15 protein-coding genes are annotated in these 19,697 nt (G+C 71.2%); 6 read left to right on the top strand and 9 right to left on the bottom strand.

Annotated features, from left to right (window positions below):
- Positions 1–22 precede the first annotated feature (22 nt).
- Positions 23–997, bottom strand: coding sequence for a DUF8094 domain-containing protein (locus ACZ6YG_RS28220; RefSeq protein WP_466019648.1), 975 nt, complete (start codon positions 995–997; stop codon positions 23–25).
- A 129-nt stretch (positions 998–1,126) separates the two neighbouring features.
- Positions 1,127–1,978 (bottom strand): bifunctional methylenetetrahydrofolate dehydrogenase/methenyltetrahydrofolate cyclohydrolase, encoded by an 852-nt coding sequence (locus ACZ6YG_RS28215; RefSeq protein ID WP_148036905.1) that lies wholly within the window; start codon positions 1,976–1,978, stop codon positions 1,127–1,129.
- A gap of 115 nt (positions 1,979–2,093) precedes the next feature.
- Here ACZ6YG_RS28215 and ACZ6YG_RS28210 point away from each other — a divergent pair, with 115 nt between their 5' ends.
- Genes ACZ6YG_RS28210 through ACZ6YG_RS28200 form a run of 3 tightly spaced genes read left to right on the top strand, consistent with a single transcriptional unit; the run spans position 2,094 to position 8,196 of the window.
- Positions 2,094–6,485, top strand: coding sequence for a glycoside hydrolase family 38 N-terminal domain-containing protein (locus ACZ6YG_RS28210; protein WP_466019647.1), 4,392 nt, complete (start codon positions 2,094–2,096; stop codon positions 6,483–6,485).
- Positions 6,482–7,270, top strand: coding sequence for a DUF7158 domain-containing protein (locus ACZ6YG_RS28205; protein WP_466019646.1), 789 nt, complete (start codon positions 6,482–6,484; stop codon positions 7,268–7,270). Before ACZ6YG_RS28210 ends, ACZ6YG_RS28205 begins: the two co-directional genes overlap by 4 nt.
- Positions 7,267–8,196, top strand: a complete 930-nt coding sequence (locus tag ACZ6YG_RS28200) for an ROK family protein (RefSeq protein ID WP_466019645.1) — start codon at positions 7,267–7,269, stop codon at positions 8,194–8,196. Before ACZ6YG_RS28205 ends, ACZ6YG_RS28200 begins: the two co-directional genes overlap by 4 nt.
- Here ACZ6YG_RS28200 and ACZ6YG_RS28195 read toward each other — a convergent pair.
- The 3 genes from ACZ6YG_RS28195 to purN all read right to left on the bottom strand — a co-directional run bounded on the left by ACZ6YG_RS28195 (position 8,175) and on the right by purN (position 10,643).
- Positions 8,175–8,357: a hypothetical protein gene (locus ACZ6YG_RS28195; RefSeq protein WP_148036901.1), complete on the bottom strand. Its 183-nt coding sequence runs from the start codon at positions 8,355–8,357 to the stop codon at positions 8,175–8,177. The genes ACZ6YG_RS28200 and ACZ6YG_RS28195 overlap by 22 nt on opposite strands.
- Positions 8,358–8,475: 118 nt before the next feature.
- The gene (gene purH, locus ACZ6YG_RS28190; RefSeq protein WP_466019644.1) at positions 8,476–10,017 is read right to left on the bottom strand and encodes a bifunctional phosphoribosylaminoimidazolecarboxamide formyltransferase/IMP cyclohydrolase; all 1,542 of its coding nucleotides are present in this window, start codon (positions 10,015–10,017) and stop codon (positions 8,476–8,478) included.
- A complete protein-coding gene (gene purN, locus ACZ6YG_RS28185) occupies positions 10,014–10,643 on the bottom strand; it encodes a phosphoribosylglycinamide formyltransferase (protein WP_261809073.1) in 630 nt (209 codons plus the stop codon). The genes purH and purN overlap by 4 nt, the downstream gene beginning before the upstream one ends.
- Before the next feature lie 76 nt (positions 10,644–10,719).
- Between purN and ACZ6YG_RS28180 the strand changes: the two genes are divergently transcribed.
- Complete coding sequence (locus tag ACZ6YG_RS28180) at positions 10,720–11,139, top strand: hypothetical protein (protein ID WP_261809072.1); 420 nt, start codon at positions 10,720–10,722, stop codon at positions 11,137–11,139.
- Here the strand turns inward: ACZ6YG_RS28180 and ACZ6YG_RS28175 are convergent, their stop codons facing one another.
- The 3 genes from ACZ6YG_RS28175 to sucC all read right to left on the bottom strand — a co-directional run bounded on the left by ACZ6YG_RS28175 (position 11,140) and on the right by sucC (position 14,991).
- A complete protein-coding gene (locus ACZ6YG_RS28175; protein WP_148036898.1) occupies positions 11,140–12,765 on the bottom strand; it encodes a cell division protein PerM in 1,626 nt (541 codons plus the stop codon).
- Positions 12,766–12,930: 165 nt separating this feature from the next.
- Complete coding sequence (sucD, locus tag ACZ6YG_RS28170) at positions 12,931–13,806, bottom strand: succinate--CoA ligase subunit alpha (protein ID WP_466019643.1); 876 nt, start codon at positions 13,804–13,806, stop codon at positions 12,931–12,933.
- 3 nt (positions 13,807–13,809) lie between these two features.
- The gene (gene sucC / locus ACZ6YG_RS28165) at positions 13,810–14,991 is read right to left on the bottom strand and encodes an ADP-forming succinate--CoA ligase subunit beta (protein WP_148036896.1); all 1,182 of its coding nucleotides are present in this window, start codon (positions 14,989–14,991) and stop codon (positions 13,810–13,812) included.
- A gap of 270 nt (positions 14,992–15,261) precedes the next feature.
- Between sucC and ACZ6YG_RS28160 the strand changes: the two genes are divergently transcribed.
- Positions 15,262–16,086 carry a hypothetical protein gene (locus ACZ6YG_RS28160; RefSeq protein WP_466019642.1) on the top strand — a complete coding sequence of 275 codons (825 nt, stop codon included), beginning with the start codon at positions 15,262–15,264 and terminating at the stop codon, positions 16,084–16,086.
- Positions 16,087–16,436: 350 nt separating this feature from the next.
- A complete protein-coding gene (locus tag ACZ6YG_RS28155) occupies positions 16,437–17,396 on the top strand; it encodes a L,D-transpeptidase (RefSeq protein ID WP_466019641.1) in 960 nt (319 codons plus the stop codon).
- 9 nt (positions 17,397–17,405) lie between these two features.
- Here ACZ6YG_RS28155 and pcrA read toward each other — a convergent pair whose 3' ends face one another.
- Entirely contained in the window at positions 17,406–19,628 is a 2,223-nt protein-coding gene (pcrA, locus tag ACZ6YG_RS28150; RefSeq protein WP_148037301.1) for a DNA helicase PcrA, read from the bottom strand.
- Positions 19,629–19,697 lie beyond the last annotated feature (69 nt).

The following is a 19,697-nucleotide window of genomic DNA, read 5'->3' as shown; positions in this document are numbered from 1 at the left end:
GAACACGCCTCGCGGTGGCGGGCTAGCGTCCGCTGCCGGAGATGATGCCGCTGTAGGAGCCGAGCACCTCGACCTGGGCGGGTTCGGCGGTCTTCGGCGGGATGTGCGCGACGACCTGGATCAGCGCGGTGGACTTCATGTACGTGTAGAACTTGCCGCGCAGGAACCCGTTGTTCTTCTGGAAGACGTACTTGCGCCCCGGCCCCTGGTGCACGTCGTAGCGGATGGTCCGTTGGAGGGTGGTGAAGGCGAGCGCCCCGCCGTCGGCCGTGCGCAGGGCGTAGGAGGGATACGCCGTGGCCGGGCGGGCGCTCTCGACGACCTTGGCGTACTCCTTCATCTTGACGCGGTTGGACGCGGCGCCGGTGGTGAGCCGGTCGGCCGCGAAGCGGGTCCTGGACGCCGCGGTGCCCTTGTTCACCAGGTGGGCGGCGTAGCTCTTGGCGAACGCGGCGGGCGACATCATCAGCCCGGCGGCGTCGGAGTGGGCCACCTCCTCGGCCGTTCCCGAGGCGTCCGCGACGATCTCGGGGAGTTCGGCGGCCTTGCCCTCGAAGACGTCGGGGGCGTACACCTGCTTCCAGGACTCTCCGTCACGGGTGAACAGCAGGTAGGTCGGCTCCTTGGCGGTCCCGGTCTTGCCCTTCCAGTGCGTCGTGGCCAGGAACCAGCGTCCCTCCTGGCCGACGGGCACGGTGTGGACCGGCTCGGTGTAGCCGAACGGCTGGTAGGCGGCCTGGCGACCGCCCAGCTTGCGGAGGGACGCGTAGCCCGCCTTGTCGATGGCCAGGCTGGAGCCGCCTTCGTAGCCCGCGAGCAGCTTGTCGCTCACGGCCTTGTTGGCGGCGTTGTTGCGCTTGACGTAGTCCTCCAGGACCGAGGCCACCTCCTGGGCGGTGACGGGCGCGGCCGCGGGTGTCGGGGTTTCGGTGGCCGCCGTGGACGGCGCCTGCTCCGAGCCCGCCCCCGGCAGGACGGAGCATCCTGCCAGAGCCAAGCACCCGACCATCCACACAAATCTCCGCATCTAGACCGCCTCACGATATTTCTGGACTAAAGCGGCCAAAGATATCAACAGCGGTTGTCGAACGTACGAAGAACCCAGCCCCGGACCCCGTACGAGCCCCTAGGCGTGCAGCCGCTCGGCCGCCTCCACGACGTTGGCCAGCAGGAGTGCGCGGGTCATCGGGCCGACCCCGCCGGGGTTGGGGGTGAGGAAGCCCGCGACCTCGGCCACGTCGGGCGCCACGTCGCCGGCGATCTTGCCGTTGACCCGGGAGACGCCGACGTCGAGCACGGCGGCGCCGGGCTTGACCATGTCCTTGGTGATCAGGCCGGGCACGCCCGCGGCCGCCACCACGATGTCGGCGCGGCGCACGTGGCCGGCCAGGTCCTGGGTGCCGGTGTGGCAGAGGGTCACGGTGGCGTTCTCGCTGCGCCGGGTCAGCAGGAGGCCGAGCGAGCGGCCCACGGTGATGCCCCGGCCGACCAGGGCCACCTCGGCGCCCTTGATCGGGACCCCGTACTCCTGGAGGAGCAGCACGATGCCGTGCGGCGTGCAGGGCAGCGGCGCGTCGACCATGTGGACCAGGCGGCCGAGGTTGACCGGGTGGAGGCCGTCGGCGTCCTTGGCCGGGTCCATGCGCTCCAGCAGGGCCATGGTGTCGAGGTGCTTGGGCAGCGGGAGCTGGACGATGTAGCCGGTGCACTCGGGTGAGGCGTTGAGCTCGTCGACGGCGGCCTCGACCTCGGCCTGGGTGGCGGTGGCCGGCAGGTCGACACGGATGGAGGCGATGCCGACCTCGGCGCAGTCGCGGTGCTTGCCCGCGACGTAGATCTGGCTGCCGGGGTCGTCGCCGACGAGGACCGTGCCGAGCCCGGGGGTGATGCCGCGCTCTCTGAGGGCGGACACCCGGGCCGTGAGGTCTGCCTTGATCTTCGCCGCGGTGGCCTTGCCGTCGAGTCTGACTGCGCTCATGCTTCCAATCCTTCCATGGCTCCGCCGGCGCGCGTTTCCCGGCCGATGACATCGTTGTCATGGACCCACGGAAGGCATAGTGTGGCCGTCGCCGGTCTGGGTGTTAGGGGTTGATTTGTCTGTTCGCCTGCTGTCCGCGGAGCCGACCGATCTGTTCGTGGGGCCGGCGGACCGGCCACGCCAGGTGCTGAAGGTCACCGTCGCGCGGGACGGACGCGAGGCCGCGCTGGAGGTGCGCGGCGACGGCGTGCGCGGGCACGCGACCGTGCCCGCCGGGGACGGTCCGGTCACGCTGGAGGTGCCGCTCGACGCCGAGACGCCGCCGGGCGCGGTGGTGCCGTGCGTGGTGACCCTGGAGGGCGAGACGCTGGACGTGACCGTGACGGCCGAGTCTCCCGGCTGGACCATGTTCATGGTCTCCCACTTCCATTACGACCCGGTCTGGTGGAACACCCAGGCCGCCTACACCAGCCCGTGGGAGCTGCTGGCCGCCGACGCGACCACCAGGCCGCTCTGGGAGTTCAACGCGTTCGCGCTGGTCGAGGCGCACATCGAGCTGGCCCTGCGGGACCCGGACTACCGGTTCGTGCTGGCCGAGGTCGACTATCTGAAGCCGTTCCTCGACACCCATCCCGAGCGCCGCGCCGACCTGCGCGCCCTGCTCGCCGAGGGCCGGGCCGAGCTGGTCGGCGGCACGTACAACGAGCCCAACACCAACCTGACCGGGGCCGAGACCACCATCAGGAACCTCGTCCACGGCATCGGCTACCAGCGCGACATCCTCGGCGGCGACCCGCGCACCGCCTGGCAGCTCGACGCGTTCGGGCACGACCCGCAGTTCCCCGGCTACCTGGCGGCGGCCGGGCTGACCGGGAGTGCGTGGGCGCGCGGGCCGTTCCACCAGTGGGGGCCGATCGACAAGAACTTCGGCGCGGCCGGGAACGACGCCACCCTGATGCAGTTCCCCAGCGAGTTCGAATGGATCGCGCCGTCCGGGCTGGGGGTGCTGACGCACTACATGCCCGCCCACTACTCGGCCGGCTGGTGGATGGACTCGGCGCCGACGCTGGAGGCCGCCACGGCGGCGGTGTACGAGTTGTACCGGTCGCTCAAGCCCGTCGCCGCCACCCGGAACATCCTGCTGCCCGTCGGCACCGACTACACCCCGCCCAACAAGTGGGTGACCGAGATCCACCGTGCCTGGAACGCGCGGTACGTGTGGCCGCGGTTCGTGTGCGGGACGCCTCGGGACTTCTTGGACGCGGTTCGTACCGAAATTTCGGCCTTAAGCCCGCAATCACGGGACATGAACCCGATCTATACCGGCAAGGACGTCTCCTACATCGACACCAAGCAGGCCCAGCGGGCCGCCGAGGTGGCGACGCTGGACGCCGAGCGGCTCTCGGCGCTCGCCGCGCTGCTGGGGCTGGGCCGCTACCCGCACGCCGCGCTGGACAAGGTGTGGCGGCAGCTCGCGTACGGGGCGCACCACGACGCGATCACCGGCTCCGAGTCCGACCAGGTCTACATCGACCTGCTGACCGGCTGGCGCGAGGCGTACGACGTGGCGGCGGACGCCCGCGACCGGGCGCTCGACGCGCTGATGGGCCAGGTGGCGGTGGACGGGCGCAGCGTCGTGGTGACGAACACGCTGCCGTTCGCCCGCGACGGCCTGGTGCGCGTGCGCCTCGGGCCCGGACTGCGCGTCGCCGACCCGGCGGGCGTGGAGATCCCGGCGGTCTCCGAGCACGGCACGCTGACGTTCACGGCCAAAGACGTGCCCGCGACGGGCTGGCGCACGTACCGGATCGTCGAGGGCCGGGCCGACCCGTGGCAGGAGCTGCCCGGCACGACCATCGAGAACGAGCGCTGGCGGATCGTCGCCGACCCCGCCAGGGGCGGCGCGCTGGCCTCCGTCACCGACCTGGCCACCGGCCGCGAACTGCTCACCGGCCTGGGCAACGAGCTGCGCCTGTACGAGGAGTACCCGCAGCATCCGGACATGGGCGAGGGGCCGTGGCACCTCATGCCCACCGGCAGCTCCCTCGGGTCCGGCGACGCCCCCGCGGATTCCGTACGGGCGGAGACCTCCCCCGTCGGGCAGCGGATCATCGTCACCGGGCAGGTGGGCGAGGTCGCGTACGAGCAGGTCGTCACCCTCCTGGCGGGCTCCGACCGGGTGGACCTCACCACCCGCGTGGTCGACTACACCGGCGCCGACCGCCTGCTCAGGGTCCGGTTCCCGGCGCACGTCGAGGGCGCGCTGCCGGTGTCGGACGTGGCGGGCGCCGTCGTGGGGCGCGGCTTCGCGCTGCCGGACGTGGACTCGGCCGAGCACCCGTGGACGCTCGACAACCCGGCCAACACCTGGTTCGGCCTGTCCTCCACCGCCCGGGTGGACCTCGGCCCGGCCGGCGCGCGGGCGATCGGCGTGGCCGAGATCGTGGTGCCCGGCCCGTCGGACGCGCCGCGGGCTCGCGAGCTCGTCGCGGCGCTGGCCAGGGTGGGCGTCACCGCCACCACCTCCACCGCCTCGGGCACCCGGTACGGGTGGCTGCACGTGGACTCGAACCTGCCGGACACGCGCATCGTCCTCGGCGGGCCGGACACCAACCCGGTCGCCGCCGAGCTGCTGTCCCGCTGCGACCCGGTCTTCTCCGAGGCTCTGACGTCGGGCGCGCCGCGCGTGTGGGTGCCCGCCGAACGGCCGCTGGCCGAGGTGTGGCGGCCCAGCGCGGACCTGCGCGACCTGCGTTCCCTGCCCGCCCTCATCGTCGCCGGGCCGGTGGACGAGCTGGTGGACGACCTGGCCGGCGCCGTCATCCCGGCGGTCTGCCCGGCCGGCTCCGAACGGCTCGACGACCGGACGGTGGCGCTGCTGGCGTACGGGCTGCCGGGCTTCGCGGTGGACCCGTCGGGGGCTCTGCACCTGTCGCTCATGCGGTCCTGCACGGGCTGGCCCTCCGGCATCTGGCTCGACCCCCCGCGCCGCACCGGCCCCGACGGGTCGGCGTTCCAGCTCCAGCACTGGACCCACGAGTTCTCGTACGCCCTCGTGGCCGGACCCGGCGACTGGCGGGCGAACCGGCTCCCCTCCTCGGGCCAGGAGTTCACCACCCCGCTGCTGCCCCGCGTGGTCACCCCGGCGAACAGACCTCCGACGCACGCGACCAACCCAGCGAGCGAGCCACCGCACGCGACGGACAGGCTGCTGATGGGCGCGACCGGTCCGGCGGGAGTGGCGCCGCACGCGGGCGCGTCCCCACCGCACGCCACGGCCAGGCCGCTGACGGTCGCGAGTGGTCCGGTGCTACCGCAGGTGTGCTCGTTGCTGCGTGTGGAGCCTGCTCGTGACGTGCTCCTGGGCACGCTCAAGGCCACCGGCAACCCGCACGCCCACGGGCGCGCCCGTCACGACGCCGAGACGGTCACCCTGCGCCTGGTGGAGGCCACTGGTCTCGGCTCTGAGGCCAAGGTCCACTCCCCTCTTCTGCCCTCCGCTCTGACGCCCGCCGACCTGCTCGAACGTCCTCTCCCGTCGACAGCGCCCCATCCCGCCGCGGGAGGCTTCGACGGGTCGGTGCTGCCGAAGCGGGTGAGAGGTTCGAGGACGCGCCGGCCGCTCTTCGATCCCGAGGGGAACCACCCGGGGGCCGTGAGGCTGGGCGGGGCCGAGGTGGGCACGTTTCTGGTCGCCGCCGAGCCCATGGAGACGGGGCCCGAGCTGGGGGCGGTGAGAGAGACCGCGCAGCCGGTGTACGCGCGTTACTGGCTGCACAACAAGGGCCCGGCGCCGCTCGGCTACCTGCCGGTGTCGGTCACCCTGACTCCCGGCCTGGTCACCCCGGACGGGCCGTTCGAGGTGGACGTCGTCGTGTCGTCGCAGTTGACCGACGCGGCGCACGAAGGCGTCGTGGAGCTGCACGTACCCGATGGGTGGACGGTGCTGCCGGCGCGGCGGCCGTTCCGCGTCGAGCCGGGCGGGCACGTCCGGTTCCCCGCCACCGTCACCCCAGCACCCGGCCGGGGCCTGCACTTCGTGTCCGCGCGGACGGGCGTCGGCGGGCAGGTGATCGAGGACGTGGCCACGGTGGCGCTCGGCGACGCCCCCGAACTGCCCGTGCCCGGCCCCGCGCCCGCCCCCGTCGACGCCGTCCGGGGCACCACGGCCGACGAGGCCCGCCCCACCGGCCTGTCGGTGACCACGCTCGCGGACGCGCTCACCCTCCGCCCCGGCGACCGCGCCGCTCTGACCGTACGGCTCGCGAACGGCACCCACGGAGAGATCCGGGGCGAGGCCCAGCTCGCCGCCCCGTGGGGGACGTGGGAGCTGCTCCCCTCGGTCATCATGGGGTTCACGGTGGCCGCCGGAGGGACCTGTGACGTGACGTTCCCCGTGGAGGTCCCGCCGGACGCGACGGCCGGGCACTTCTGGGCGCTGCCCAAGGTCATGTGGTTCGGCCGCTGCCAGTACGCCGCCACCGTCCGCCTGGAGGTGACCCGGTGACCGCCGTTCCTGCGGAGATCGGGTACATCGGTGACAGGCCCGTGGGGCGGGAGGCGCTCGACCGGCGGATCGCCGAGCTGCGGGCCGGGCCGTCACGCGCCGCGCTGCCCACGCCCGGCAGCGCCGAGGACCGCCAGCTGGCCCGGTGGCTGACCCAGGTGATCCTCACCGAGGCGCTGTGCGAGGACGAGGCCGCGCGCCTCGGGCTGGCCCCCGTGGACGGGCCGCCGCTCGACCGGATCGCCGCCGTCGAGCTGGGGTCCGTCAACGCCGCCGCCTATCACGGCAGCCCGTGGGTGCGCGCGATGTACCGGCACGTGACCGCCACCGCCGAGGTGCCCGCCGCCTGGCGTCCCTCCCCCGTACGGGACGATCGGGAGACCCGCTACCTGGTGCTGCACGGGCTGTTCGAGGACAGGGAGACCGCCCGCACGGCCACCCCGGCCGACCTGGAACCGCTGGGCGCGGTCACCCTGGAGTCGCTGCCCGCCGCCCTCGCCGCTGCCCTGCGCTCCCGGCCTCCCGGAGAGATCACCGGCCCCGTACGAGATGCCCTGGGGTGGCATGTCGCGGTGGCGGAGCGCTCGGAGCTGGACGTCGCGGCCCTCGACGGCGAGACGCCCGCTTCGGAGAGCGGCGCCGGGGCACCCCGGCTCGACGCGGCGCGGCGGCTCGCCTTCGCGCGGTGGATCGATGAGAAGCGGGCCGCGACGGTGCGGCTCGTGCCCGGACTTGAGCATCCTGGCGACCCTCGCCAGCCCGACAACCACCACAAACACTCATGAATCACGTAGTTGCCATTGACATCGGCGGGACCAAGCTCGCCGCCGCGCTCGTGGACGCGAGCGGATCCGTGCTGCGTTCCGGCACCCGGCCCACGCCGGGGCAGGAGGTCATGGCCGCGCTGCGCGGCCTGATCGAGCAGGTGACCGAGGGCGGGCCGGAGCCGGGGGCCGTCGGGATCGGGTGCGCCGGGCCGCTGGACCTCGCCGCCGGGACCGTGAGCCCGGTGAACATGCCAAGCTGGCGCGGCTTCCCGCTCCGCGACGAGGTGCGGAAGGTGACCGGCCTGCCCACCGTGCTCGCCGGCGACGCGCAGTGCATGGCGCTGGGCGAGCACTGGCTGGGCGCGGGCCAGGAGACCCGCGCGCTGCTGGGCATCGTGGTCTCCACCGGCATCGGCGGCGGCCTGGTCGTCGGCGGCACGCCACTGCTCGGCCCCACCGGGAACGCCGGTCACGTCGGCCACATGAGCGTGGACCCCTACGGGGAGCGCTGCGAGTGCGGCGGACGCGGCTGCGTCGAGAGGTACGCGAGCGGCCCCAACATGGCCCGCTGGGCGCTGGAGAACGGCTGGACCCCCGGCCGGGCATCGACCGGCGACCCCGTGGTCGCGGACGCGCGGACGTTGGCGGGGGATGCCGCCGCAGGTGATCCCGTGGCGGTGGCCGCGTTCGAGCGGGGGGCGCGGGCGCTGGCCGGGATGATCGCCTCGACGGCCGCCGCGGTCGAGATCACCACCGTGGTCGTCGGCGGGGGCGTCTCCCAGGCGGGGCCGGTGCTGTTCGGCCCGTTGGAGGCGGCGCTGGACGACGTCGGCGGGCTGGGGTTCGTCAGGGCCGTCGAGGTGCGGCCGACCACGCTGGGGGTGCGGGCCAGCCTCGCCGGGGCGGCCAAGCTGGCCTGGGACTACTCCCGCTCGGCGAGCTGAGCCTCACGGCGCTCGATGATCCTGCGGGTGAACGGGATCAGCTCCATGGCCCGGCCGCCGAGGTAGGCGCCGATGAAGGCCAGCAGGATGAGTACGAAGGGGCTGGTGGCGAATCCGTTCACGGCCAGGAGGACGTTCAGGGATGCGTCGAGCAGCGTCATGGAGACACTCCGAGGGGAATGAGACACGCAACGCGCATCAGATTAACCGGACAAGCGGCATGCCGCCGCACTTTTCCGGCAAATCGGCGGCCCGGGGTCCGGGCCGCCGAGCCGTCGATCAGTGGAAGAAGTGCCGCGTGCCGGTGAAGTAGAGCGTGACGCCCGCCTTCTCCACCGCGTCGATGACCTCCTGGTCGCGTACGGAGCCGCCGGGCTCGACGATGGCCTTCACGCCGCCCTCGATGAGCACCTGCGGCCCGTCGGGGAACGGGAAGAACGCGTCGGACGCCGCAACCGCGCCCGTCGCGCGCTCGCCCGCCCGGCTGACCGCGAGGCGGCAGGAGTCGACCCGGTTGACCTGCCCCATGCCCACGCCCACGGTGGCGCCGTCGCTGGCCAGCAGGATCGCGTTGGACTTGACCGAGCGCGCGGCCCGCCAGGCGAACGCCAGGTCGGCCAGCATCTCCGGGGAGGCCGGCTCGCCCGCCTTGAGCTGCCAGGTGGACGGGTCGTCGCCGGCCGCGTCGACCCGGTCGACCTGCTGGACGAGCAGGCCGCCGTCGATCCGGCGGAACTCGGCCACGTTGGCCGGGCCGGCGGGGCAGACCAGCAGGCGAAGGTTCTTCTTCCTGGTGAGGATCTCCAGCGCCTCGGGCTCGAACGCGGGCGCCACCACGACCTCGGTGAACACCTCGGCGATCTGCCGGGCCAGGGACGCCGTGACCGGCCCGTTGACGGCGATCACGCCGCCGTAGGCGGAGACCGGGTCGCACGCGTGGGCCTTGCGGTGTGCCTCGGCCACGTCGGCGCCGACGGCGATGCCGCACGGGTTCTGGTGCTTGATGATGGCCACGCACGGGTCGGTGAAGTCCCACGCGGCCCGCCAGGCGGCGTCGGCGTCGAGGTAGTTGTTGTAGGACATCTCCTTGCCGTGCAGCTGCTCGGCGTTGGCCAGCCCGTCCGCTCCCGAGGTGTAGAGGGCGGCGCCCTGGTGGGGGTTCTCGCCGTAGCGCAGCTCGGCCTTGCGCCGCCAGGTCGCGCCCATGAACGCGGGCCACTCCTCCTCGGCCGCGTACGCGCTGCCGAACCACGAGGCCACGGCCACGTCGTAGGCGGCGGTGTGGGCGTAGGCGATGCCCGCCAGCCGCTTGCGCTCGGCCTTGCTGAACCCGCCCTGCTCCAGCGCGGCGGACACCTCGCCGTAGAAGCCGGGGTCGACCACGACCGCGCAGGTGTTGTGGTTCTTGGCGGCGCCGCGGATCATGGCGGGGCCGCCGATGTCGATCTGCTCGACGCACTCCTCCGGCGACGCCCCCGAGGCCACCGTCTGCTCGAACGGGTAGAGGTTGACCACCACGAGCTGGAACGGGTCGATCTCCAGCTCCTCCAGCTGCTGCACGTGGTGCGGCTTGCCGAGGTCGGCGAGCAGCCCGGCGTGCACCCTCGGGTGGAGCGTCTTGACGCGCCCGTCGAGACACTCGGGGAAGCCGGTGAGCTGCTCGACCTTGGTCACCGGGATGCCGTAGGACGCGATGGCGGCGGCCGTGCCGCCCGTCGACACGATCTCCACCCCCGCACCGTCGAGAGCCCTGGCCAGCTCTTCCAGCCCCGACTTGTCGTACACGGCGATCAGGGCACGCCGGATGGCGATGCGGGTCACGAGTTTTCCCCTCCAATGTTGTTGCCGATGCGGACGACGCGTCCGCTGACCGTCCAGCCCTCGCGGACCATCCGGCCGACAGTGTCGACGAGCAGCCGGCGCTCGACGGTCTTGATGCGCTCGTGCAGCTCGGACTCGTCGTCGCCCGGCAGCACGCGCACGGCCTCCTGGGCGATGATCGGCCCGGTGTCGACGCCGGCGTCGGCCAGCATCACGGTGCAGCCCGTCACCTGGACCCCGTACGCGAGCGCGTCGCGCACACCGTGAGCCCCCGGGAACGACGGCAGCAGCGCGGGGTGGGTGTTGACGACCGGGAACGAGTCCAGCGTCGGAGCGCCGAGAATCTTCATGAAGCCGGCCGAGATCACCAGATCGGGCTTGTGGGCCGCGATCTCCGCGGCGATCGCGGCATCCCAATCCTCACGATTCGGATAATCACGCAAATTTCGCACAAAAGTGGGTACGCCTGCGCGTGACGCCCTGGCCAAACCTTCGATCCCATCGCGGTCGGCGCCGACGGCCACCACGCGGGCCCCGTACGAAGGATCGGCGGAAGCGTCCAGCAGGGCCTGTAGGTTTGTTCCAGAGCCGGAGACGAGGACGACGAGCCGCCCAGCCTTAGACACGCACTCTCCCATGGACAATCGTGGGGTGGGGCTGCAAGCGTATCCGTTACTCGCCCGGTGACGCAGAGGAGGTCAGGTGTCGACACCGGTGCAAGCACCGGCCGGTCAGCAGCCCGCGGAGTCCGCGGGCCGCCGAGCGATCTGGTTGTCCATCGCAGCGCTGGCCATGACGTTCATGCTGCCGCTGGCCGGGCTGGTCATGGCGGTGTTCGCGCTCGTGGCCGGCATCCGCGCGCTCCCGCTGCTGAGAGGCGCGGGCAAACCCACCGGCGTGGCGTCGGGCGGCATCGCCGTGGCGACCGCCGCGCTGCTGCTCTCCGCCGGGGCCACCGGCATGCAGGTCTACCTGATGGACGAGAACTCCGCCTACCAGGAGTGCATGAAGGGCGCCGGCACGGTTCAGTCGCAGGGCGAGTGCTTCGTGCAGTTCAGGGAGGCGGCCGAGAAGAAGCTGCCGCCCGACGTGCTGGAGCTGCTCGGCGCGGCGCAGCCCTGATCAGTCGCGGTCCCAGGCGTACGGGTCCACGTAGATCACGTGGCCGCCCTTGTCGTCCGACTCGTCCACGATGTCCTTGCGGCTCCGCGGCGCCTCGTCCAGCGGGGCGCGCGGCCGCGCCTGGGCCAGGGTCTCGGCGGCGGCCGACGCGTGCTCGTCCTGCCAGTCGTCCCTGATGACCGGGATGGGCTGCGTGTCGGCCTCGGTGGCGTCCATCCAGTGGCCGGGCAGCGGGCGGGCGTCCGACTCGGCCAGCCCGACCTTGCTGGCCGCCCTGGCGATCGCCGCCCCCGCCTTCCGCACCGGCGCGGCGGCCTTGTCGAGCGGTGCGCGGGCCTTGCGGCTGAGCAGCAGCAGGTTGGTCACGCCGGCGGAGATGCCGGCGGCCACGCCCACCTCCAGCCCGACCGACAGGGCCACCTCCCACGCCGGCGGCCCGACGACCGTCAGCCTGCCGCCGCCGATCGGCCCGCCGGACAACGCGGCCAGCGCCGCCGCCACCAGCCCGGTCGTGACGCCGGTGAGGAAACCCCAGAGCGGCGCGGCCTCGTACGCGGGAGAGGGCGAGATCCTGGCGACCACGACGCCCGCCACCGCGCCCGCCGCGAACGGCAGCGCGATCACCGCCATCATCCAGACGGGCGCCGGGCCGCTGTCGGGCAGCGCGCCCAGCATCGGCAGGCTCGGCACCGTGCCGAGCTGCACGCCCGTCGGCGCGACCAGCGTGTCCGCGCCGACCGCGAACCCCGGCCCGGCGATGTAGGACAGCCCCCAGATGACCACGTTGAACAGGTAGAGCAGCTGCACCAGCAGGAGCAGCACGCCGCCCACGAACCCCGGCGCGAGCACGTCGGACAGCTCCCGCACCTGGTCGAAGTTGAGCACGATGGCGACCAGCACGAGCACCAGCCCGGCCGCGAGCATGATCGCGGTGGCCACCGCCGTGCCGACGGTCACCGCCCGCACCCGCTCGGGCAGCAGCCTCGGCATCACCCGCCACGGCCCGATCGTGCGCGCGACGGCGAGCGTGCCGGCCAGGAAGGCCAGGAGGAAGTGGCTGATCAGCGCCTCGCCGATGGACGGCTTGGTGAGGTCGTTGGTGGTGGCCAGCGCGATGCCGCCGGCCAGCATGGCGTAGGGGGCCGCGAGCGAGACGCCCGCCTGCACGACCAGCACGAGCTGGGCCCGGCGCCGCGCGTTGGCCTTCTCCTTCGGGCTGTTCTTCGGCAGCCGGGCCGGCAGCCGCAGCCGCAGGTCGGCGTCGCGGGCCATCCACCGCCCCGCCTTGTAGAGCAGCAGGGCGGGCAGCACCATCAGGCCCAGGGGCAGCAGCCCGACCCGGCCGCCGGGGATGTCGAAGCCCGCGTGGTGGGCGGCCAGCCAGATCTGCGCGGCCGTGCGGAACACGCCGGGCAGCCCCTGGCCGAGCGCGCCGCGCGGGGCCGCCATCCAGCCGACGATGGTGAGCGTGGTGAGGACGGCGAGCCCGGCGCCCAGCGCGATGGCGGCGGCGAGCATGCCGGACACGGGCAGGGGCCGGCGGGACTCGTCGTCACCCGAGACCCCCGGCAGCTTGCCGAGAACCGACCGGGGGGCGGTGCGGAGCTGGTCGAGTATCGCCGTCACAACAAGTGATTTTCTCAATCTTTCCCGACCGGCGCTTGGTTGACGCGCCGCACACCCGCCCGGTTTATACGGTGTTTCCGCGACGGGCACGGGCTTTCCGAGCCCCGGACACGCGGAAGGCCCCGCCCGGACGAACGAGCCGTCCGTGGGGGCCTTCGCCGCTGTCTAGCGTGACTGCATGATCTCCCGCATCAGGCGGGCGGTCTCGGAGGGGGTCTTGCCGACGCGCACGCCGACCTTCTCCAGGGCCTCCTTCTTCGCCTGGGCGGTGCCGGCCGAGCCGGAGACGATGGCGCCGGCGTGGCCCATGGTCTTGCCCTCGGGCGCGGTGAAGCCCGCGACGTAGGCGACGACCGGCTTGGTGACGTGCTTCTCGATGTAGGCGGCCGCGCGCTCCTCGGCGTCGCCGCCGATCTCGCCGATCATCACGATCGCGTCGGTGCCGGGGTCTTCCTGGAACGCCTGGAGGCAGTCGATGTGCGTGGTGCCGATGACCGGGTCGCCGCCGATGCCCACGGCGGTGGAGAAGCCGAAGTCACGCAGCTCGTACATGAGCTGGTAGGTCAGCGTGCCGGACTTCGACACCAGGCCGATGCGGCCCGCGGTGGTGATGTCGGCGGGGATGATGCCGGCGTTGGAGGCGCCGGGCGAGGCGATGCCGGGGCAGTTGGGACCGATGATGCGGGTCTTGTTGCCCTTCTCGGTCGCGTACGCCCAGAACTCGGTGGTGTCGTGGACCGGCACGCCCTCGGTGATCACCACGCAGAGCGGGATCTCGGCGTCGACGGCCTCCTTGACGGCGTCCTTGGTGAACGCCGGGGGGACGAAGACGACGGACACGTCGGCGCGCGTCTTCTCCATCGCCTCCTTGACCGTGCCGAACACGGGCAGGCCCTCGTGGGTGGTGCCGGCCTTGCGGGCGTTGACGCCGCCCACGACGCGGGAGCCGGCGGCGAGCATGCGGCGGGTGTGCTTGGTGCCCTCCGAACCGGTCATGCCCTGAACGATGATCTTGCTGTTCTCGGTCAGCCAGATTGCCATGTGTCACGCACCTACCGCAGCGAGCTCGGCGGCCCGCTTGGCCGCGTCGTCCATCGTGTCGACCAGCTCGACGCGCGGGAGCGCGGCGTCGGCCAGGATCTGTCGCCCGAGCTGGGCGTTGTTGCCGTCGAGGCGGACCACCAGCGGGTGGTTGACCGACTCGCCGCGGCTCTCCAGCAGCTTGAACGCCGAGACGATGCCGTTGGCCACGGCGTCGCAGGCGGTGATGCCGCCGAACACGTTGACGAAGATCGACTTGACCGACGGGTCGGACATGATGATCTCCAGGCCGGCCGCCATGACCTCGGCGGACGCGCCGCCGCCGATGTCGAGGAAGTTGGCCGGGGCGGGCTTGCCGGGGAAGGCCTCGCCCGCGTAGGCGACCACGTCGAGCGTGGACATGACCAGGCCGGCGCCGTTGCCGATGATGCCGACGGTGCCGTCGAGCTTGACGTAGTTGAGGTCCTTGGCCTTGGCCGCGGCCTCCAGCGGGTCCTCGGCTGCCTGGTCGACGAAGGCCTCGTGGTCGGGCTGGCGGAAGGAGGCGTTGTCGTCGAGCGTGACCTTGCCGTCGAGGGCCTTCACCTGGCCGTCGGCCGACAGGATCATCGGGTTGACCTCGACGAGGCTGGCGTCCTCGTCGACGAACGCGCACCAGAGCTTCTCGATGAGCTCGGCCGCGCCGTCGAGCGCCTTCTCCGGCAGCCCGCCGGCCGCCGCGATCTCGCGGGCCGTGGCGCGGTCGACGCCGGTCAGCGGCGAGACCGGCACCTTGGCGACCTTCTCGGGGGTCGAGTGGGCGACCTCTTCGATGTCCATGCCGCCCGCGGCGGAGCAGATGGCCAGGAAGGTGCGGTTGGCGCGGTCGAGCAGGAAGGAGAAGTAGTACTCCTCCGCGATCGCGCTGGCCTCCTCCACGAGCACCTTGTGCACCGTGTGGCCCTTGATGTCCATGCCCAGGATGGCCTGGGCCTTCTCGACGGCGTCGGCGGCGTCGTCGGCCACCTTGACGCCACCGGCCTTGCCGCGGCCTCCGGTCTTCACCTGCGCCTTGACGACGACGCGACCGGTGAGCTCCTCGGCGGCCGCGCGTGCCTCCTCCACGGTGTGGGCGACGATGCCGCGTGGCACCGGGATGCCGTAGTCGGCGAAGAGTTCCTTCGCCTGATGTTCGAACAGGTCCACGAGGGTCCGTCCTTGCTTCTCCGACTGAATGTTCGACGGCCCGGGCCACCCCGTACGTCCGTGCCGGGCGTTTCCGCCAGTGAAGCCTAGCCCCAGACTTGACCCTTCCCGGTCACCGGGTCGCGGTTGTGCCTGGATGTGACGGTGATCTCACTCCGCCTGCACGAAATGTGCACCGAATCATCAGCTCTTGTCCGCCTATTGAGATATCGCTGTGATCTTCGATCGGCAAGATACCTTTTTCCCCTTCCTTTTCAACCGAGGACAACGATGAGAAGAGTCATTGCCGGGCTGGCATTGGCCACCGCGGCGACGCTGGTCACGGTGGCGCCAGCGCAGGCCGCACCGGCGAATCCGGTCAAAACGCTGAAGCAGCAGTTCAAGCCCGGACACGGAGTGCGCGTTTCCGAAACTGCGCGTAGTTACGTCGACGGAAAGGCCGCCGAAACCCTTCGTACGACAGGAAAACTCGCCTTCGGTAAGAAGGGAGTGATCGCGGCCGACCTGACCAGCCGCGCGAAGTCCAGCGGTAAGGGCAATACGCGCACCTCCCTGTCGGCGCTGGGCTCCAACCGCACCATCAGCACGGGCGACCACAGGTACCTGCAGGGCGGCATCTTCACGGACATGCTGCCCGAGGGCAAGAAGTGGCTGCGTTACCCCGGCTTCTCCCACCAGTCGAACCAAATGGTCGACATCTTCAACCCGAAGGTGCTCAAGGGCCTGGTCGCCAAGGCCGAGAACGTCAAGGGCGACTACAAGGGCACGGTCACCCTCAAGCAGCTCGCGGCGTTCCAGGACACGAAGATCCCCGGCAAGCTCGGGAAGATCAAGGTCAAGTATCTCCTCGACACCAACGCCAGAGGACTGGTGACCCGCGTGGTGAGCGAGTGGACACTCGACTTCGGCCTCATGGGCAGCAGCCGCACCGTCACCGACACCCGCTACACCGGCTGGGGCTCCAAGGTCACGATCAAGGCCCCGGCGAAGTCGCAGTGGCTCGACATCGCCGACCTGTTCGCCGAGACGCCGGACGCCGACATCCCGTCGGAGATCCCGGAAGACGCCATCAGCTCACTCGGGGTCGGCGGCTAGCTTTCTCCTCTTCCGTACGAATGAGGACCCTCATGCCCTCGGGCATGGGGGTCTTCCCAGTCCCACAAGACCGAGACATCGCATGAAGCGTCTCACCGCGGCCCTCGCCTCGACCTTCGTCCAGGCCGTCCCCGCGCAGGCCGGGCCCAAGGATCCGCTGGCCGCCATGAAGAAGCGGGACCGTCAGAGCGGCGGGCCGCTAAGGTCAAACGCTGATCCACGGAGGCCGGTTTCGTGCTCCTTTGGACCGTTACAACATCGTGACGAGCCATTCGCCGTCGAAACACGCGTCCCAATTGTCACACGTACAGACGCGCAACGCGGAGAACCATAGCTCAGGAGTACGACCCGTGAATGTCTTCCCCCGGATTCTCGCCGCCGCCGCGCTGGTGACGGCGGTGGCCTGCGCGGCGGAGGGCGCCCCCGTCGCTCAGCAGGCCGCCCGGCCGCAGACGGTGCAGGCGGCTCAAACCGTCACGAAGGCGAAGAAGAAGTTCAAGATAGGCATCGCCGACATCACCCCCATGGGCGAGAAGACGGAGAAGGTGGGCGTCGGCTTCCCCATCATCGTCACCTTCGACCGCGACGTGCCCGACAAGGCCGCCGTCGAGTCCGTGCTCCAGGTCGAGGCCGAGCATCCCGTCGAGGGCGCCTGGCGGTGGGTGTCGCCGCGCAAGGTCATCTACCGCACCAAGACCTACTGGAAGCCCTACCAGAAGGTGCTGTTCAAGGCCCTGCTCAGCGAGATCCCCGGCAACGAGAAGGCGAAGAACGTCAGCCGCCGCTTCGCCGTCGGCGCCAAGCACGTGTCGCTGGTCGACACCCGCAAGCACGTCATGAAGGTCTACCGCAACGGCAAGCTGGCCAAGAAGATCCCGATCAGCGCCGGCCGCGGCGGGCTGGTCAGGAACGGCGTCGACGTCTACCTGACCACCAGCGGCGTCCACCTGACCATGGGCAAGAAGGCCGTGGAGACCATGACCTCGTCGTGGATGGGGGTGACCGACCCGAAGGACCCCCGCTACTACAAGGAGGAGATCCCGTGGGCGGTGCGCATCTCCGATAGCGGCGAGTACGTCCACCAGAGCTTCGGCGACTACCAGTATCTCGGCCGGTCCAACCAGAGCCACGGCTGCGTGCGCGCCACCCCTGCCGGGGCCAAGTGGTTCTACCAGATCAGCCAGCGCGGCGACGTCGTCAAGATCGTCGGCACCAAGCGCAAGCTCCAGTGGAACAACGGCTGGAGCTACTGGCAGCTCAACTGGACCCAGTGGAAGAAGGGCAGCGCCCTGCGCACCGCCCAGAGCTGACGCACGAGGTCAGAGCTTCTCCAGCGGCGCGTACGCGAGCAGGAGCGTCTTCTCACCGCCCGAGCCGAAGTCGATCTTGACCTTGGTCTTCTCGGCCACGCCGTCGACCGACACCACGGTGCCGAGACCGAACGCGTCGTGGGTGACCCGGTCGCCCGGCGTCAGCGACGGGACGGCCCGGCCGCCGGTCTTCTTCGGGGCCGCGGCCGGGGCAGGCTCGCGGCGGGTGGCGGCGCTCCACGCCGACTTGTCGGGGTCGGTGCGCCACTCGACCAGCTTGGCCGGCACCTCGTTGACGAACCGCGAGGCCGGGTTGAACGACGGCGCGCCCCACGAGCTGCGCACCGCCGCCCGCGTCAGGTAGAGCCGCTGCTGGGCGCGGGTGATGCCGACGTAGGCCAGGCGGCGCTCCTCCTCCAGCTCCTTCGGCTCGCCGATGGAGCGGATGTGGGGGAAGACGCCGTCTTCCATGGCGGTCAGGAACACCACGGGGAACTCCAGGCCCTTGGCGGTGTGGAGCGTCATCAGCGTCACCACGCCCTGGCCGCCGTCCTGCTCGGGGATCTGGTCGGCGTCGGCCACCAGCGATACCTGCTCCAGGAACTCCACGAGCGTGCCCTCGGGATTGGCCTCCTCGAACTCGCCGGCCACCGAGACCAGCTCCTGGAGGTTCTCCAGACGGGACTCGTCCTGAGGATCTTCGGACGCCTCCAGCTCGGCGCGGTAGCCGGTGGCCACCAGCACCTCCTCGGCCAGCGCGGACGGCGGCACGCCCTCGCCCTTGGCGATCAGCTCATCGATCATCGCGACGAACTCCCTGATCGCGTTGAGCGAGCGGGTGGCCATGCCCGGCGCCTCGTCGGCCCGCCGCAGGCCCTCCCAGAACGGGATCCGCTCGCGCGCCGCGAACGCCTCCACCATCGCCTCGGCCCGGTCGCCGATGCCGCGCTTGGGCACGTTGAGTATGCGGCGCAGCGACACCACGTCGAGCGGGTTGGCCAGCACCCGGAGGTAGGCCAGCAGGTCCTTGACCTCCTTGCGCTCGTAGAAGCGCACCCCGCCGACGACCTTGTAGGGCAGGCCGGTGCGGATGAAGATCTCCTCGAACACGCGGGAGGCGGCGTTGGTGCGGTAGAAGACCGCGACGTCGCCCGGCCTGACGTCCTCCTCGTCGGCCAGCCGGTCGACCTCCTGCGCCACGAACACGGCCTCGTCGTGCTCGTTGTCGGCGACGTATCCCACGATCTTGGGCCCGTCGCCCTGGTCGGACCAGAGGTTCTTCGGCTTGCGCGACTCGTTGCGGGAGATGACCGCGTTGGCGGCGGCCAGGATGTTCTGGGTGGAGCGGTAGTTCTGCTCCAGCAGGATCGTGCGGGCGTCGGGGTAGTCGCGCTCGAACTCGAGGATGTTGCGGATCGTCGCGCCGCGGAAGGCGTAGATCGACTGGTCGGCGTCGCCGACCACGCACAGCTCCGACTGGCTGGTGCCGGAGCGCACCTGGTCGCCGTCGGCGGTGCGCAGCTCGGGGAACCCGACCAGCTCTCTGATCAGGATGTACTGCGCGTGGTTGGTGTCCTGGTATTCGTCGACGAGGACGTGGCGGAAGCGCATCCGGTAGTGCTCCGCCACCTCGGGGAAGAGCTGGAAGAGCGTCACCGTGTTCATGATGATGTCGTCGAAGTCCATCGCGCCGGCCTCGGTGAGCTTGAGCTGGTAGCTCTTGTAGGCCTGGGCGAGCGTCTTCTCCAGGTGGGAGCCCGCCCGCTCGATCGCGGTCTCGTAGTCGATCAGCTCGTTCTTGAAGTTGCTGACCTGGGCGGAGAACGACCGGGGCGGATAGCGCTTGGGGTCGAGCTCCATCTCGCGGCAGACCATGGCCATGAGGCGCTGGGAGTCGGCCTGGTCGTAGATGGAGAAGCTCGAAGGGAAGCCGAGCCGCTTGGCCTCGCGGCGCAGGATGCGCATGCACGCGCTGTGGAAGGTCATCACCCACATCGCCCGCGAGCGCGGGCCGACGAGCTTGTCGATGCGCTCCTTCATCTCGCGGGCGGCCTTGTTGGTGAACGTGATGGCCAGGATCTCGCCCGGATGGACGTCGCGCTCGGCCAGGAGGTAGGCGATGCGGTGGGTGAGCACCCGCGTCTTGCCGGACCCGGCGCCCGCGACGATCAGCAGCGGGCTGCCGTGGTGGAGCACGGCCTCGCGCTGCTGAGGGTTGAGGCCGTCGAGCAAAGGGTGGTCAACAGAGACTTGGGTGGGCACGCCCCTAGGTTAGGCCCCCTCACCGACAATCGGCGCCCG

This window comes from Nonomuraea sp. NPDC054003, assembly GCF_055585125.1.
Note: the sequence above shows the minus strand (reverse complement) of the source record. Positions and strands in the feature narration are given on the sequence as shown.